16 protein-coding genes are annotated in these 15,590 nt (G+C 69.7%); 9 read left to right on the top strand and 7 right to left on the bottom strand.

The window, feature by feature from the left end; all coding sequences use genetic code 11:
* Positions 1–25 precede the first annotated feature (25 nt).
* From NKG96_RS05245 to NKG96_RS05230, 4 genes are all read left to right on the top strand, one after another.
* Positions 26–1,012 (top strand): NAD-dependent epimerase/dehydratase family protein, encoded by a 987-nt coding sequence (locus NKG96_RS05245; RefSeq protein ID WP_254537418.1) that lies wholly within the window; start codon positions 26–28, stop codon positions 1,010–1,012.
* Between the two features lie 148 nt (positions 1,013–1,160).
* Complete coding sequence (locus NKG96_RS05240) at positions 1,161–2,132, top strand: NAD-dependent epimerase/dehydratase family protein (RefSeq protein ID WP_254537417.1); 972 nt, start codon at positions 1,161–1,163, stop codon at positions 2,130–2,132.
* Positions 2,133–2,304: 172 nt separating this feature from the next.
* A complete protein-coding gene (locus tag NKG96_RS05235) occupies positions 2,305–2,766 on the top strand; it encodes a MaoC family dehydratase (protein ID WP_254537416.1) in 462 nt (153 codons plus the stop codon).
* A gap of 22 nt (positions 2,767–2,788) precedes the next feature.
* Positions 2,789–3,835, top strand: coding sequence for an NAD(P)-dependent glycerol-1-phosphate dehydrogenase (locus NKG96_RS05230; protein ID WP_254537415.1), 1,047 nt, complete (start codon positions 2,789–2,791; stop codon positions 3,833–3,835).
* 18 nt (positions 3,836–3,853) lie between these two features.
* Here the strand turns inward: NKG96_RS05230 and NKG96_RS05225 are convergent, their stop codons facing one another.
* The 3 genes from NKG96_RS05225 to NKG96_RS05215 all read right to left on the bottom strand — a co-directional run bounded on the left by NKG96_RS05225 (position 3,854) and on the right by NKG96_RS05215 (position 6,708).
* Entirely contained in the window at positions 3,854–4,330 is a 477-nt protein-coding gene (locus NKG96_RS05225; protein ID WP_254537414.1) for an NUDIX hydrolase, read from the bottom strand.
* A gap of 276 nt (positions 4,331–4,606) precedes the next feature.
* Positions 4,607–4,822, bottom strand: a complete 216-nt coding sequence (locus NKG96_RS05220) for a hypothetical protein (protein WP_254537413.1) — start codon at positions 4,820–4,822, stop codon at positions 4,607–4,609.
* A gap of 74 nt (positions 4,823–4,896) precedes the next feature.
* The gene (locus tag NKG96_RS05215; RefSeq protein WP_254537412.1) at positions 4,897–6,708 is read right to left on the bottom strand and encodes a S9 family peptidase; all 1,812 of its coding nucleotides are present in this window, start codon (positions 6,706–6,708) and stop codon (positions 4,897–4,899) included.
* 95 nt (positions 6,709–6,803) lie between these two features.
* On the opposite strand from NKG96_RS05215, the gene NKG96_RS05210 reads away from it, so the two are divergent.
* Entirely contained in the window at positions 6,804–7,853 is a 1,050-nt protein-coding gene (locus NKG96_RS05210; protein ID WP_254537411.1) for a glycosyltransferase family 4 protein, read from the top strand.
* Between the two features lie 25 nt (positions 7,854–7,878).
* On the opposite strand, the gene NKG96_RS05205 is transcribed toward NKG96_RS05210, so the two are convergent.
* Together NKG96_RS05205 and folP are read right to left on the bottom strand one after the other, a co-directional pair.
* The gene (locus NKG96_RS05205) at positions 7,879–8,028 is read right to left on the bottom strand and encodes a hypothetical protein (RefSeq protein ID WP_254537410.1); all 150 of its coding nucleotides are present in this window, start codon (positions 8,026–8,028) and stop codon (positions 7,879–7,881) included.
* Positions 8,029–8,096: 68 nt separating this feature from the next.
* Positions 8,097–10,523: a dihydropteroate synthase gene (folP, locus tag NKG96_RS05200; RefSeq protein WP_254537409.1), complete on the bottom strand. Its 2,427-nt coding sequence runs from the start codon at positions 10,521–10,523 to the stop codon at positions 8,097–8,099.
* Positions 10,524–10,633: 110 nt separating this feature from the next.
* Here folP and NKG96_RS05195 point away from each other — a divergent pair, with 110 nt between their 5' ends.
* Positions 10,634–11,524, top strand: coding sequence for a hypothetical protein (locus tag NKG96_RS05195; RefSeq protein WP_254537408.1), 891 nt, complete (start codon positions 10,634–10,636; stop codon positions 11,522–11,524).
* Here NKG96_RS05195 and NKG96_RS05190 read toward each other — a convergent pair.
* Positions 11,420–12,013, bottom strand: coding sequence for a hypothetical protein (locus NKG96_RS05190; protein WP_254537407.1), 594 nt, complete (start codon positions 12,011–12,013; stop codon positions 11,420–11,422). The two genes, NKG96_RS05195 and NKG96_RS05190, sit on opposite strands and share 105 nt — an antisense overlap.
* A 100-nt stretch (positions 12,014–12,113) precedes the next feature.
* Here NKG96_RS05190 and NKG96_RS05185 point away from each other — a divergent pair, with 100 nt between their 5' ends.
* The 3 genes from NKG96_RS05185 to NKG96_RS05175 are packed head-to-tail and all read left to right on the top strand — an operon-like array spanning position 12,114 to position 13,340.
* Positions 12,114–12,467, top strand: coding sequence for a hypothetical protein (locus NKG96_RS05185; RefSeq protein WP_254537406.1), 354 nt, complete (start codon positions 12,114–12,116; stop codon positions 12,465–12,467).
* 45 nt (positions 12,468–12,512) lie between these two features.
* Complete coding sequence (locus tag NKG96_RS05180) at positions 12,513–13,049, top strand: HAD family hydrolase (protein ID WP_254537405.1); 537 nt, start codon at positions 12,513–12,515, stop codon at positions 13,047–13,049.
* Between the two features lie 45 nt (positions 13,050–13,094).
* Positions 13,095–13,340 carry a hypothetical protein gene (locus NKG96_RS05175; RefSeq protein ID WP_254537404.1) on the top strand — a complete coding sequence of 82 codons (246 nt, stop codon included), beginning with the start codon at positions 13,095–13,097 and terminating at the stop codon, positions 13,338–13,340.
* A gap of 476 nt (positions 13,341–13,816) precedes the next feature.
* Here the strand turns inward: NKG96_RS05175 and purH are convergent, their stop codons facing one another.
* On the bottom strand, positions 13,817–15,394 hold the full coding sequence (purH, locus tag NKG96_RS05170; protein WP_254537403.1) for a bifunctional phosphoribosylaminoimidazolecarboxamide formyltransferase/IMP cyclohydrolase: 1,578 nt from the start codon (positions 15,392–15,394) through the stop codon (positions 13,817–13,819).
* Between the last annotated feature and the right edge of the window lie 196 nt (positions 15,395–15,590).

Here is a 15,590-nt window from a genome sequence, read left to right as displayed (position 1 = left end):
TGTCGCTGGCTCCCGGACACGAATTATGCCGACCCTGCTCACCATCGGTGGCACGCGCTTCATCGGCCGCCACACCGTCGAGGAGTTCCTCGCGCACGACTACGACGTGACGCTCCTCACGCGCGGGGAGAGCGAGAATCCCTTCGCCGACCGCGAGGACGTCTCGCACGTTCAGGGCGACCGGAACGACCGGAGGGACCTCGAACGCGCCCGGGGACAGGTGAACCCGGACGTGGTCGTGGACCTCTGTGCGTACCACCCGGAGCAGGTCCGCGAGGCGTGTACGGTGTTCACCGACTGCGAGGCCTACGTCTACGTCTCCTCGGGGAGCGCCTACGCCGAGCAGTCCGTCCCGATGCGCGAGGACGAGACACCGCTGTGTGAGTGCACGCCCGAACAGGCCCGCGACGAATCGATGGAGACGTACGGCCCGCGGAAGGCCGAGGGCGACCGTGCGGTCTTCGAGGCCGCCGAGTCGGGGACGAACGCGATGAGCGTCCGGCCGATGCTCGTCTACGGTCCCCACGACTACACCGAGCGCTTCGCGTACTGGGTGAACCGGGTCAGCGAGTACGACCACGTCCTCGTCCCCGGGGACGGTGGGAGCCTGTTCCACCGCGCGTACGTCGGTGACGTGGCCAGCGCCCTCCGCGTCGTCGCCGAGGCGGGCGAGGCCGGCGAGGCGTACAACGTCGCCGACCGCGACGCGATGACCCTCGAACGCTCGCTGGACCTCGTCGCCGACGCCATCGACACCGAGGTGGAGGCGGTCCACGCGAGCGAGTACGACCTCGAACGCGGGGACCTCTCGCCGGAGGAGTTCGTTCTCTACACCCCCGACCCTCTGCTGGCCGACACGGGGAAACTCACCGCCCTCGGGTGGGAGTCCACGCCCGTCGACGAGGCCGTCACGACCACCGCGCGCGCCCACCTCGACAGCGACCGTACGGGTGCCGACCACGACCCCGGCCGGGAACGCGAGGCGGGCGTCATCGACGCGCTGACGGAGTAGGGACGGTCGCTCCTCTCGAATCGAACCCCATCCCGTTCGCGTTCGTTACCAGAACGCGGAGGGTTCTGGTCGCTCGTGGGACCGGAGGTCCCACGTAGGTCGCTCGGTGAACCACCACACCTTTCGAATCCCCACCCGACCCCCGGACATGGATTCCGTACTCGTCATCGGCGGCACGCGTTTCATCGGCCGCCACGCCGTCACCGAGTTCCGCGACCACGACTACGACGTGACGGTGTTCAACCGAGGGAACCACGACGTGCCCGACGGCGTCCGACACGTCGAAGGGGACCGGACGAACGACTCGGCACTCGAACGCGCCCGCGAGGAGACCGAACCCGACGTCGTCGTCGACTGCGTGGCCTATCAGCCGAAGGACGTCCGCGCCGCGACCGAGATATTCCGGGACTGCGAGGCCTACGTCTACGTCTCCTCCGGGAGCGCTTACGGCGAGGAGGTCATCCCCAAGCGCGAGGACGAGACCCCGCTCCACGACTGCACGCCTGAACAGGCCCGCGACGACTCCCCGGAGAGCTACGGTCCGCGGAAGGCCGAGGGCGACCGTGCGGTCTTCGAGGCCGCTGAGCGTGGCGTCCGCGCCACGTCGATTCGCCCGCCGGTCGTCTACGGTCCGTACGACTACACCGAACGGTTCGACTACTGGATCGACCGCGTCCTCAACCACGACCGACTCGTCGTCCCCTACACCCACCTTCGACACCTCGTCTACGCCGGCGACGTGGCCAGCGCCCTCCGCGTCGTCGCCGAGGCGGGCGAGGCCGGCGAGGCGTACAACGTCGCCGACCACACCCTGCCCGTCCTCACGGAGTGGGTGGACCTGCTGGCGGAGGAAGTCGGCGAGGACGTCGAGGTGGTCGAGGCCGGCGAGCGCGAACTGGCCGCGGGCGACCTCTCGCCCGCCGACTTCCCGCTCTACCGGGACTACCCGCACGTCCTCGACACGTCGAAACTCGAAGCCCTCGGGTGGGAGGCGACCCCCCACGAGGAGACGGTCCCGGCGACGGTCGAGGAACACCGCGAGAGCGACCGGACCGGGCGGGAGAACGGTCCTGCTCGGGAGGCAGAAGAGCGCGTGCTAGACGTCCTCTCGACGTTCTGACGGCTGCCCGCCCTCGAACCGCTCACCCGCGTCTGTCGGGGAACGCCTCCCCGAGGACCTCCCGAATCGCGTCGTGGCCGATGGGGTGGACGTGCTCTCGACGGTCCGAGTGTCGAACTCGTCCGACCGCCCAGCCGTAGTTTTTTGTCACCGCCCCAATCAGCGTCGTGGCATGACGCTGTACTTCGAGGACATCGAGGTGGGTCACACTCGCGACTGCGGGAGCGTGACCGTCACGCGCGAGGACATCGTCCGGTTCGCCGAGCGCTACGACCCCCAGCCGTTCCACCTGAGCGAGGAGGCCGCCTCGGAGACGATGTACGGCGGACTCATCGCCAGCGGCTGGCAGACCGCGGCGCTGACGGCCCGCCTGCTGGTCGAGTCCTACATGAACGAGACGGCGAGCGCGGGCGGACGAGGCATCGACGCCCTGCGCTGGCACGCGCCGGTCAGGCCGGGCGATACGCTCTCGGTGGAGCTGGAGGTCCTCGAGAAGCGCCCCGACGACCGGGGCGCGTTCGGCCACACCCGCGTCGGCGTGACGACGACTAACGGCGACGGCGAGACGGTGTGTACGATGGAGGGCCTCGGCATGGTGAAGTGCCGCAAGTCGGCCGAGAACGAAGCTATTTGACCCGCCGACCGGGAGAGGGTGTATGTTCGACAAACGGGCGTGGATTCGCCTGCCACGCAACGTCGTCATCGGCCACGGCGTGCTGGACGAGACGGCGACGGCCGTCGAGGAACTCCGCCTCGGCGGGACGCCCCTCATCGTCACCAGCCCCACCCCGCGTGAGATTGCGGCGGGCCGGGTGGCGGACCAGTTCGACGACAGCGACGTCATCACCGTCGAGGAGGCCTCGTTCGCCGCCGTGAAGGAGGTCATCGCGCGCGCCGAGGCCGTGGACGCGGGCTTCCTCGTCGGCGTCGGCGGCGGCAAGGCAATCGACATCGCGAAGATGGCCTCCGACGAGGTCGGCATCGGCTTCGTGAGCGTCCCCACCGCGGCGAGTCACGACGGCATCGTCTCCGGGCGCGGGTCGGTCCCCGAGGGCGACACCCGCCACTCGGTGGCGGCAGAACCCCCGCTGGCCGTCGTCGCGGACACGGACCTCATCGCCGACGCGCCGTGGCGACTCACCACCGCCGGGTGCGCGGACATCATCTCGAACTACACGGCGGTCAGGGACTGGGAACTCGCCCACCGCCTGAAGAACGTCGAGTACAGCGAGTACGCCGGCGCACTCTCCCGGATGACCGCCGAGATGCTCGTGAACAGCGCCGACTCCATCAAGCAGGGACTGGAGGAGTCGGCGTGGATCGTCATGAAGGCCCTCGTCTCCTCGGGCGTGGCGATGTCCATCGCCGGGTCCTCGCGGCCCGCCTCGGGCGCGGAACACCTCATCTCCCACCAGTTGGACCGCATCGCGCCGGGCGTGGCCCTCCACGGACACCAGGTCGGCGTCGCGAGCGTCGTCACCGAGTACCTCCACTCGGGGAGCGACGGGCGCTGGCGGAACGTCCGCGACGCTCTCGACCGCATCGGCGCGCCGACGGACGCCGACGCCCTCGGCATCGCTCCCGAGGACTTCGTGCAGGCGATGACGACGGCCCACGAGATTCGCGACCGCTACACCATCCTCGGCGACGGGGTGAGCGAGGAGGCGGCCATCGAGGCCGCGACGGTGACGGGCGTCATCTGACCCGACGCGAGTCGAGAATCAGGGGTCGACGGGGAGCGCACCCGGCGGGGCGGTCCGCCACGCGCACCCCTCCCGCGGGTCGCCGGTGCGGTACTCCGCGGTGAACAGTGCCGAGAGTCGGTAGAGCGCCTCGCGGTCCGGGTCGGCGCGGTCGGTGGCGGCGACGATGCGCACCCCGAGGAGGTCGACGATGCGACACTCCACGCCCGTCGCCTCCCGGAGGACGCGGTGAGCGGCCTCCTCGACGGTCTCCTCGGGTCCGACGCATCCCAGCGGGTCACACCAGAGGCCGTCCTGCCTGACCGCGAGCGCCCGCCCCGAGTCGTCGCGGACGCGCGCGCCCGCCTCGACGACGCCACACTCCGTCTCCCGTCGGAGGCGGTCGTAGTCGGCCGACGAGACCGAGACGCTCGTCTGCTGGACGGCGAACTCGCTGTACGCCCCACGGAGGGACGCCAGATGCGCCGTGACGCGGTCGTAGGTGTCGCCCGCCATCTACCCCGACCACACCGGACAGTACTATAAGCAGGGGGGACCTTTCGCGGGCCGGACCGGCCGTAAATGTCGTGTTAAACGGTGCGTCGAGCGTGAAACAGTCGTGTCCCGGGAGCACCCGTGACCCACATGTCGTGTGGGTCGTCGCCCCGACCGGTCGAGTTCGGAGCGGAGGACCCCTCCTCGCGGTGAGCGAACCACTAACGCACCCCAAATCGGGAAATTTCATCTGGGAAGTATGGTAATACTGAACTCACCGTTCCCCGACAGTCACAACTATAAAGGAATATCAGACACCGACCTGTGATCGAGCGCGACTCCCTGCGGGGGGACGCGCGCTTCGCCGTCGCCACCGTCGTGGTCATCCTCCTCGGAGTCCTCGCACCGCTCGCCTACCTTCGCCAGCCGCTCCACGTCGACGAGTCCACCTTCCTCGTCGTGGGCCGGGAACTGCTCGAGGGCTCGACGCTGTACGTCGACGTCATCGACCACAAGCTCCTGTTCGCCGTCCCCGCGGCGGCGGTCCTCGGTGCGGTCCGACGGGAACTGACCGCTCGAAAGGGTCCTCAGACGTGGTCGTCGAGGAACGCGACCACGCGGGAGTACGCCTCGATGCGGTTCTCGCGTTTCGCGATGCCGTGGCCCTCGTCCTCGAATATCAACTCCTCGACGGGGACCCCCTGCTCGCGGGCCTCCTCGACGATCTGTTCGGCCTCCCCGAGGGGGACGCGCGGGTCGTTCGCGCCGTGGAGGACGAACAGCGGCGCGCGGATCTTCTCGATGTTGTTGATGGGCGAGATGGACTCCAGGAACTCGCGGTCCTCGGCGAGCGACCCGTACTCGGCCTCGCGGAGTTCGCGCCGCCACGACCCGGTGTTCTCGAGGAACGTGACGAAGTTGGCGATGCCGACGACGTCCACCCCGGCGGCCCAGCGGTCGGGATACTCGGTGAGTGCGGCGAGCACCATGAACCCGCCGTACGAGCCGCCGAAGGCGACGATGCGGTCCGGGTCGACGGTGTCCTGGGCGTGGAGCCATTCCACGCCGGCCTCCACGTCCCGCACCGAGTCCATGCGCTTCTCCACATCGTCGAGGTGGGTATAGGTCGTCCCGTACCCCGTCGACCCGCGAACGTTGGGTTCGAAGACGGCGTAGCCGTGTGCGAGGAAGTACTGCTTGAGGGAGTTGAACGACGGCCGGCGCTGGCTCTCGGGGCCGCCGTGGATGTCCACGACGACGGGCGCGCCGCCCTCGGGCACCTCGTGGGGGAGCGAGAAGAACGCGGGGACCGCCAGCCCGTCGAACGACTCGAAGCGCACGAGGTCCGGTTCGACGAACGACTCGCGGGGGATGCCCGCCGTCGAGGCGCAGGTCCAGCGGTCGGCCTCGCCCGTGTCCACGTCCACGCCGTAGACGTTCGTGTTCGCCGAACTCCCCGTCGCCGTCAGCGCCATCGACGTCGCGTCGGCGTCGAAGCTCACCCCACCGGCGACCCCCTTCGGGAGCGCGGGCGCCGAACGCTCGGTGAACTCGGTGCCGTCGATATCACCGACCGTGAGTTCGGTGTAGCCGTCGACGTTCTTCGAGTACACCGCCCGTCGGGTGTCGTGGTCGACGGCGATGCCCTCGACGTTCCACTCCGAATCCTCGACGACGGGGTCCATCGCGTCGAGGCCCGCCCCGAGGTCCTCGGGGGCGAACCGGACCAGCGAGAGGGTGTCCCGGTCGTGGTCGGTCGCGAGGTAGACGCCGCCGTCCGGCCCCCACGTGGCGCTGACGAACCGCGCGGTGCCCTCGTGGGGCGTGAGGTGGACGAACTCGCCCGATTCGAGGTCGAGGACGTACACGTCCTGGTCGAAGTTGGAGTAGGCCTCCGAGACGAGGAGTCGAGAATCGTCGGGCGACCAGCCCTGGACGGTGAGCCACCCGCTGCCCTCGTGGACGAGGTCGGTGTCGCCGCCGACGGCGTCCCTGTCCTGCACGTAGACGTCGAAGACCGACTCGTCGCGGCGGTTCGAGGCGAAGGCGAACCGGTCGCCGTCGTGGCTCCAGCCCCCCCAGCGGTGTTTCGCGCCGGGGCGGTCGGTGAGGTTCGTCACGTCGTCGACGCCGCCCGCGAGGTCGAGGCGGTGGAGTTGTGTGCGTTCGTTGCCCCCCTCGTCCATCCCGAAGACCAGTTCCTCGCGGGTGGGCGAGCAGTCGACGAAGCCGACCGACTCGTCGTAGAAAGTGCGCTGTTCCGGCCACGCTCGGGGTTCCGCTAGCGTCCACACCTGCGAGACGCCGGTTGCGTCGTACAGGAAGGCGAGGGTGCCTCCGGGGGAGAAAGAAGCGCCGTAGGCGCTCCGGACGTTGAGATACCGCTCGATGTCGCGCATGAGACGTGTGAGGTCGCACCGCGTGATAGTCGTTCGGAAGGCGGCCGGCGGGGCGAGAGGTCAGGTTTGATAACCCCCGCGGTGCACCCCGCGGTATGCGAATCGCGCTCGTGGTGCCGGACTCGCAGGGGTGGCGCTCGCGGGGGTCGGCCCGCGAGTCCGAACGGTCGCGTGTGCTCGCCGAGCGACTCGCCGCCGACGGCCACGAGGTCCGCGTCTTCTGCACCCAGTTCTGGCCCGGCTACGAGCAGGTGTTGCGCCACGAGGGCGTCGCCTACCACGGCGTCACCGTCGCCCCCGCCCGCACCTCGTTCACCGCTCGGCTCCCCGCGCTGCTCGCCCGGTACGGCCCGGACGTGGTCCAGACGGCACCTCGCCCGGCGAGCGTCGTCCTCGGGGCGCGGGCGGGGGCGAGACTCGCGCGCTCGCCCCTCGTGGTCGGGTGGACCGACGAGGTGCCGCCCGGGGGGCGACTCGCCCGCCGGGCCGCGACGGCACCCGACGGGGCCCTCGTCCCCTCGGAACTCGTCGGGCGGCGCGTGATGGAGTACGGCACGCCCGACGACCGGGTCCGGCGGGTCCCGCAGGCCGTCGACTGCGAGCGGGTGCGGGCGGTCGACCCGGACCCGACGTACGACGTGGTCGCCGCCACCCCCCTCGACGAGGACGCGAACCTCGACAGCCTCCTGCTGGCGCTCGCCGAACTCAGGGACCGCGACTGGTCGGCGCTCGTCGTCGGGAGCGGCGCGGGGCGGGCGGGCGTGGCCGACCAGCTCGATTCCCTGCGAATCGCCGACCGGGTGACGCTCGCGGGCGACCTCAGCCGCGACGAGCGACTGGCGTACTACCGCGGCGCGCACGTGTTCGTCCAGACGCGCCGGCACGTATCGTTCGCCCGCGAACTGCTGTGGGTGCTCGTCGCCGGCTGCGTCGGCGTCGTGGAGTACCAGGGCGGGTCGAGTGCCCACGAACTGGTCGAGCGCCGCGAGCGCGGGGTGCGCGTCACCTCGCCGGAGGAACTGGAGGCGGTCATCGCGGGCGCGAGCGACCGGGAGCGCCGGGACTACGACCCCACCTTCGAGCGCTACGACTGGGAGCGGGTGCTGGCAGAACACCTCGAGTTCTACCGGGAGCTGGGCGCGTAAGAGGAAAGGAGTCGAAACGAGACGCTCAGCGGTGCTCCTCGACGTCCACGACGAGGTCAGAGGAGAGCCAGCCGTCGGTGTTGCCCTCCTCCGCGATGAGGGTCCGACCGGGACAGGTCGTGCAGGCAGTCACCCGAATCTCGTCGTCGTCCGCGGGCGCGGCGCGGGAGGTCATACGAACGGTTTAGGCAGCCCTAAACATAAGTCGTGCGACTCCGACTCGCACCGGAGACCGACCTCGTCCTACAGGTCGTCGGGGTCGGAGGCCGCCCGCTGGGTGCGGACGGCGGCGACGTTCTCGGGGACGTCGTGGACGCGGACGATGTCGGCCCCCCGTTCGGCGGCGACGGCGGTAGCGGCGACGGTGGCGGGGAGGCGTTCGCCCGCCTCGCTCCCCACGAGGTCGAACATCGACTTGTGCGAGTGGCCGACGAGGACCGGACAGCCCAGCGCGTGGAACTCGTCGAGGCGGCCGAGCAGTTCGAAGTTCTCGTGGCGCGTCTTGCCGAAGCCGAGACCGGGGTCGACGATGACCTGCGAGCGGTCCAGTCCCGCCTTCTCTGCGAGGAGGACTCGCTCGCTCAGGGCCTCTAACACGTCCTCGACCACGTCGTCGTACTCCACCTCGGTGTCCGGGTCGACGGGCGCCTCGATGGAGTGCATCACGACGACGGGCACGTCGTACTCGACGGCGAGGTGGCGCATCTCGGGGTCAGCCAGCCCGGAGACGTCGTTGAGGACGTCCGCGCCCGCTTCGAGGGCAGCACGGGCCACCGCCGCCTTGCGCGTGTCGATAGAGAGCAACACGTCGAGGTCGGCGAGGGTCTCGATGACCGGTACGACCCGGGCGATCTCCTCCTCGTCGGGCACCGGGTCCGCGCCGGGGCGGGTCGACTCCCCGCCGACGTCGATGACGTCCACCCCGGCTTCGACCATCGCCTCGGCCCGCGCGACGGCCGCCTCGTGCTCTTCGAACTCCCCGCCGTCGTGGAAGGAGTCGGGCGTCACGTTGAGGATCCCCATGACGGCGGTCCGACCCTCCCACGGGTAGCCCCGTTCGACCGACTCGACGCCGATTTCGAGCGCCTCGCGGAGGGTGGCCGCCAGTTCCGAGAGTCCGTAGGGCTGGTCGGCCAGCGTCTCGGTGAGGCGGCGGAACTGTGCCAGCGTCCCCATCAGCACCACGTCGACGCGCTCGCTATCCTGTGCGGAGAGCCCGGAGGTGGCGCACTCGCCGCCGAGCGACAGCAGCTCCTCTTTCAGGTACTGGGCCTGTCGCGGTTGGACGCGGGTCTTCACGACCCGGTGGACCCCCTTCCCGCGCATCCGCCAGATGCCCCCGTCGGTCACGTCCGCGTCCGCGAGGACCGCCTCGGCCTCGTCGAGGTCGGTCACGCGCTTGGGGACGTCGAGACGGGTCCATCGCTCGCGCGCCTCGGCGACGACGTACAGCGACCCGGTCACGAGGACGCAGTCGTCCGGTCCGGCCCGGTCGAGGGCCGTCGCGAGGGCGTCCGTCACGTTCCCCTCCTGATGGACCGCCCCTCCCACGTGGTTCTCGAAGACGCGGGCCAGCACCTCGGGGGACTCCGCGCGGTCGATGTCCGCCCGGCAGGTGTAGACGTGCGCCGGGTCGGGGAGGGCCTCGGCCATCGCCCCGTGGTCCTTGTCGTGCATCGCGCCGACGACGAGGTGCAGGTCGTCGTAGTCGAACGTCGAGAGCGTCTCCGCGACGGTGGCGCACGCGCCGGGGTTGTGCGCTCCGTCGAGGACCGTGAGGGGCGACCGGGACATGACCTCGAAGCGCCCCGGCCAGTGGGCGCTCGCGAGTCCCCGCGCGACGGTGGCCTCGTCCACGTCCGCGACCTGTCGGCACAGGGCGGCCGCGATGCCCGCGTTCGTCGCCTGATGCGCGCCCAGTTGCGGGAGCGTCGTCTCCACCGACCAGTCTGGGCCCGAAAGCGAGACGCGTCCCTCGACTCCCTCGCGGCCCCCGTAGGTGGCAGTCACGTCCACCCCCGACGGACCGACCGTCAGGACCTCGCCCACCTCGTCGCGGATGGCCGCGAGGGCGTCCCCGTCGGCGCCCGTCACGAGGGGGTGGTCGCCGGCGACCTGCGCCTTGTCGCGAGCGATCTCCTCGACCGTGTCACCGAGCATCTCGGTGTGTTCGAGCGAGACACTCGTGACGCAACTCGCGACGGGCGAGACGGCGCTCGTCGCGTCGTAGCGCCCGCCGATACCGACTTCGAGGACGGCCACGTCCACGTCGGCGCGCGCGAACGCCCACAGCGCGAGGACGGTGTTCGCCTCGAAGAACGTCGGACAGTCGCCGTCGGCGGCGGCTTCCAGAATCGGCTCGCGGGTCGCCTCCACGAACTCGGTCAGCGCCCGTTTCGTCACCTTGCGCCCGTTGATGCGGACCCGCTCGCGGACGTCGTCCAGGTGCGGGGAGGTGAACAGCCCCACGTCGAGGCCCGCCTCGCGGAGGACGCGTTCGACCATCCGCGCCGTCGACCCCTTCCCGTTCGACCCGGCGACCTGCACGCAGGCCAGCCCTTCGTGGGGGTCTCCGACGTACGAGAGGAGGGCCCGCGTCGCGTCGATACCCCGCCGCGAGGGGTACCGCCGCAGGTCGAAGAGGAAGTTCGCGGCCTCGTGGTACTCCATGCCGAGGCGTGGGACGGGTGGCGGTTTTAGCCTATCGAAGTGGGGAGTGAGGCTCAGACGACCGTTTGATGCTGGCGAATAGATTCATATCCAGTGTCACAACAGCAGATATGGACCGCCGCCACTTCCTCGCGCTCGCGGGCACGGGAACGACCCACGCGCTCACCGGCTGTCTCGCTACCACCGATTCACCGGGGACGCGTACGGACGATGGCACCGCATCACCGACCACGACGGATCCGGACGACCCCACACCGGAAGGCGACCCGCCGCGGCTCGTCGTCTCCGACGTTTCGACTGCACGGATGGCCCTCCGCAGCGGAGCCCACCTCGACGTCGTGGGCGACGAGACGGAACAGTTCGTCACATTCGCGGTCCGGCCGGCCGAGGGAACGCTTGACGGCGTCGGCGCTCGTGAGCTCCCGGAGCGGTTCACGGTCGAACTCGACGGCGTCCGCTACCCGAAGAGGTCAGACTCCGTCGTGGACACGTTCGGCGACCCGGTGACCGTCGGCGTACCGGTCCCGCTCGACGTCACACCGACCGAAGGGAGAGTCGTCCTGACGGACGGGCCCGACGCTCCGACCGACTGGTCGCTGGACGAGAACGTCCTCGGCGCGCTCGCTCACCCGGCCCGATTCACCGTCGAGTCCTTCGACCTCCCCGAGACGGTCTCGAACCCGAACGCCATCGACGTCGCTGTCACCGTCCAGAACGGCGGTGAGGGGGGCGGCGAGTTCCTCGCGGAACTGGGCGTGGCGACCATCTCCGACGTGAGCGAGATCCGCTTCGACGTGCCCGCCGGCGAGTCCGTGCGATACGACACGCAACTCTCCTCCCACGGGGTGACCGACCAGCAGACGCTCCCCGTCGTGTTCGACTGGGGGTACGGGCGGCTACGGCGGGAGGTCCCCGTCGAGGAACCCACCGGGGAGACCGACGAGTCGCGGGAACGGGAGACAACACAGTCCGAGGACGAGCGTGGAGGCGGCGAGCGCTGACCACACCGAGACCGGGACCACACCGAACTGCGGGCCGAGCGCGAGCGAAAGGCTGCTGGCGAGGAAGCCGGGCGCGAGCCACGGGTGTCGCTCGCGCATCAGCCACCCCCACGCCGAGACGATGCGGGCACTGGTCGCCACCCACGTGCAGGGCCGCGACAGGTCGTAGTGCAACGCCCGGTCGTCGGGGTACGCGCGCATCGCCTCGGCGGCGACCAGCACCTCGACGTGGGCGGCGGTGACCAGCGACAGCGTCACGGCGGCCCACGCGAGGGGTATCGGTGGTGCGGGCAGTAGCCGCCCGCCGCCCGCGGCGAGCGTGTAGAGCGCAAGCACCGCCCCGCCCACCGCCAGCCACCGATGCCACCCGGTGCGGGCGAACCGGACGGCCCGCTCACGGACCCGCCCGCTCCGCGAGAGCCACAGCGTGGCGTACGGGAGGAGCACGGCTCCGGCCACCAGCGAGACGAGGAACGACGTGCTGGTCACGCGGGGGAGTCGCGCCCGAGGCCGGTAAGCGTACGCATCTCACGACCCTGCCACGGCAAGCACCAGCGACACTCCCGCGTCGGCCCCACCGGGCAGTGGAATGACCGACTACACGCTCCACGTCCCGTCGATTCGCGGTGCGACGGTCGACTCGCCCGATATTCCCTACCAGGAGGACGACTTCCCGACCGACGACTTCGCGGAGATAGACGACTACTACCTGCTCTCGACGTCCGACATCCCGCCGGAGTCGTTCGACGACCTGCATCTCCCCGTCGCACACATCGACCAGCGCCTCAGCCTCCCCCTCCTCAAGCGGGCGCTGGAGAAGGTCGAGACCCTCGACGACATCGACGTGCAGACGAAACGCGAGACCATCGACATGATCCACGACCTCGGGGAGTGCTTCCCGAACCACGACCTGACGACGGACGATGACATCGGCAGCCTGTAACGGCGGTCGGAACGCTCTTCTCACCGTTCCGTGTCGGACAGCGGGATGACCGACACGCAAGACGACGCGTACGACGCCGTCGTCTACGACCTCGACGGGACGCTGGTCCGCCTCGCCGTCGACTGGGCCGAGACCGCGGAGCGAATCGAACCCGTGCTCCGGAGCCACGGCGCCGAGACGGACGTCGACGACGCCCTCGACTTGCTTCCCATCGCCGAAGAGCTCGGTGTCGCCGACGAGATAGAACCCTCCCTCGCGGCCGCCGAGTGCGAGGGCGCGCGTCGGTCGGAACGCCTCCCCCTGCTCGACGAGTTCGCCGACTCCGAGAAACCAGTCGGCGTCTGCTCGCTCAACTGCGAGGCGGCCTGTCGGGCGGCGCTGGACACCCACGGAGTGACGCGGGAGGTGGGGGCAATCGTCGGTCGGGACTCCGTCGCGGAGCGGAAACCCCACCCGCGGCCGCTCCTCACCGCCGTCGAGGCACTCGGTTCGACCCCGGAGCGGACGCTGTTCGTTGGGGACTCCGACAGCGACCGGGTGACCGCAGAGCGGGCGGGAACGGCCTTCCGTCGGGTCGAGTAGGTCGCCACAGAAGGCTTATCACGTCAGTCGAGAAACACACCGGACATGAGTGACGACACGCTCACGGCCCTCTCCCAGCGCGACGAGGCCTTCTGGATCGGTCTCGCGCTCCTCCTCGGCGGGTCGCTCCTGTCCGACCCGTCGACGACCGGACCCGACCTCGGTGCCATCCTCGCGGCACTCGGTGGCGTCGTCCTCACCGTTCGGATACTCGTCGCCGTCTTCAGCCTCCTCGAGACGACGGCCCTAGCGGGTCGGGTCGGCTACCGAGAGGGGCGGAACGGCGAGTGAGACCCAAAGCGTAGTCGCGTCCGAGACCACACGAGTTGACGGGTTGGAGTGTAGTGCCGTCGTTCGCGTTGGCGCGGATTCGACGGGGGGGCCCCCGGACGATGCGAGCGACGAGATAAGTTGGTCTTTTTGCCGGGGATGCGACACCGATACTGCTGCTGAAGCTACTGTTACCTGTCGTCAGTAGTGTCTGGATCGATTGTCGCGTTGTAGCCTGAAAAGACCAAATCGTCGCCGGGAGCGACGACGGGAGACAGGAACTCGAACGGACCACGGGGCGGTCCTGACCGCCCGCCGACCGGTGACGACCGGGAGTGGTCGACGATAGAGCACGCCGCCGTCGGCCGCCGAGGGGCGAAACCTCGGGTGAGACGTCCTCCGAGCTTCAGACGTTCTCTCACTACCGTTCAGTCATGTCTGAAGCCGCGCGAGCTCGCTTCGCTCGTTCGCTGGCTTCCGGCACTCCTTCGCTTCGCTCAGTCATGTCTGAAGCTCCGCTGGCCGGTGAACGCCATCGCGATACCCAGTTCGTCGCAGGCCTCGACGACGTCGTCGTCGTTGACGCTCCCGCCGGGCTGGACGACGGCCTCGATACCGGCCTCGGCGGCCGCCTCGATGCCGTCCGGGAACGGGAAGAAGGCGTCCGAGGCCATCACCGCGCCCTCCGCGGACTTGCCCTCGGCGTGTTCCTCGGCCTTCATCGCGGCGAGTCGGACCGCGTCCACGCGCGAGACCTGTCCCATGCCGATACCGACCGTCTCGGTGCCGTCGGCGAAGACGATGGCGTTGGACTTGACGTGCTTGCCGACCTGCCACGCGAAGCACATCGTCTCCAACTGCTCCCGGGTGGGTTCACGCTCCGTGACGACGTCGAGGTCCTCAGGGGTGACTCGCTGGGTGTCGCGCTCCTGGACGAGTCGCCCGCCCGTGATGGGCTTCTCGGCGAAGCGCTCCTCGAAGGCGAGGGGGGCATCTCCGACGTCGAGGACGCGGAGGTTCTCCTTCTCGCGGAGGGTGGCGAGCGCCTCCTCGGTGTACCCCGGCGCGACGACGACTTCCTTGAACGAGTCGATCACCAGTTCGGCGGTCGCGGCGTCGCACTCGCGGTTGAGGGCGACGATGCCGCCGAAGGCGCTCATGGGGTCCGTCGCGAGGGCGCGTTCGTACGCCTCCGCGAGGGAGTCGGTGGTGGCACAGCCGGCGGGGTTGGTGTGTTTGATGACCGCGGCGGCGGGTTCCTCGAACTCCTTTATCAGGTCGAGTGCGCCATCGGCGTCGTTGTAGTTGTTGTAGCCCATCCCCTTCGCGCCCTCGTTCAACTGGCGGGCGTGGACGACGGAAGCCTCCTCGCAGGTCGGGTCGGCGTAGAGGGCGGCGTCCTGATGGGGGTTCTCGCCGTAGCGGAGCGTCTCGACGTGGTCGGTCGAGTCGAGGCGGCGAGTCGGGAACTCCCCACCGTCGTCGCCCTCGACGTTCACGGAACCGTCGGAGACGGAGAGGCGGTCCTCGGCGACCCAGCGCACGGCGCGGGGGTACGCCCTGAACTCCGCCTCGTGGAGGACGCGCGCCTTCAAGGAGTCTGCGTCGTCGCCCTCGAAGACGGGGACGGGTTCCTGCGTGACGACGGGGCCGGCGTCGACGTCCTCGGTGACGACGTGGACCGTACACCCCGTCACGCGGACGCCGGCGTCGAGGACCTGTTCGTGGGCGTCCATCCCCGGGAACGCGGGGAGGAGGCTCGGGTGGACATTGAGCGTCAGCGGCGCGTCGTCGAGGAACTCGCGCGTGAGTACGCGCATGTAGCCGTCGAGACAGACGAGGTCGACATCGTAGTCGGCGAGGGCGTCCAGCACGCGGTGCTCGTGGGACTCGCGGGACCCTCCGTCGTCGCGTTCGACGGTCTCCGTCGGAATCCCGCGCTCGGCGGCGGCGTCGAGGACCGGCGCGTCCGCGTGGTCCGAGAGCACCACCGAGAACGACGCCGCCTCCACACGGTCGGCGACGTTCAGCAGGTTCCGCCCGCGATTGCTCGCCATGCCCGCAATCCTGACCATGTGCACCCCTCCCGCCAGCGAGGCAAAAGCGGTTCGATCCCGACGGAGCTAGTATACACGTACGTGTATCGAATCGGCCCCGAAACAGCACTTAGACGTGGGACGATGCACGTTCGAGCATATTCGAGGGGTCGTGTGTTCGTCCTGTCACCGCGACGCCGATGGGGTTCGATACGCTTTTTCAGTCTCCTTCCGC

The organism is Halomarina litorea (genome assembly GCF_024227715.1).
In the GTDB taxonomy this organism is placed as follows: domain Archaea; phylum Halobacteriota; class Halobacteria; order Halobacteriales; family Haloarculaceae; genus Halomarina; species Halomarina litorea.
This window is presented reverse-complemented; position numbering and strand designations above follow the sequence as displayed.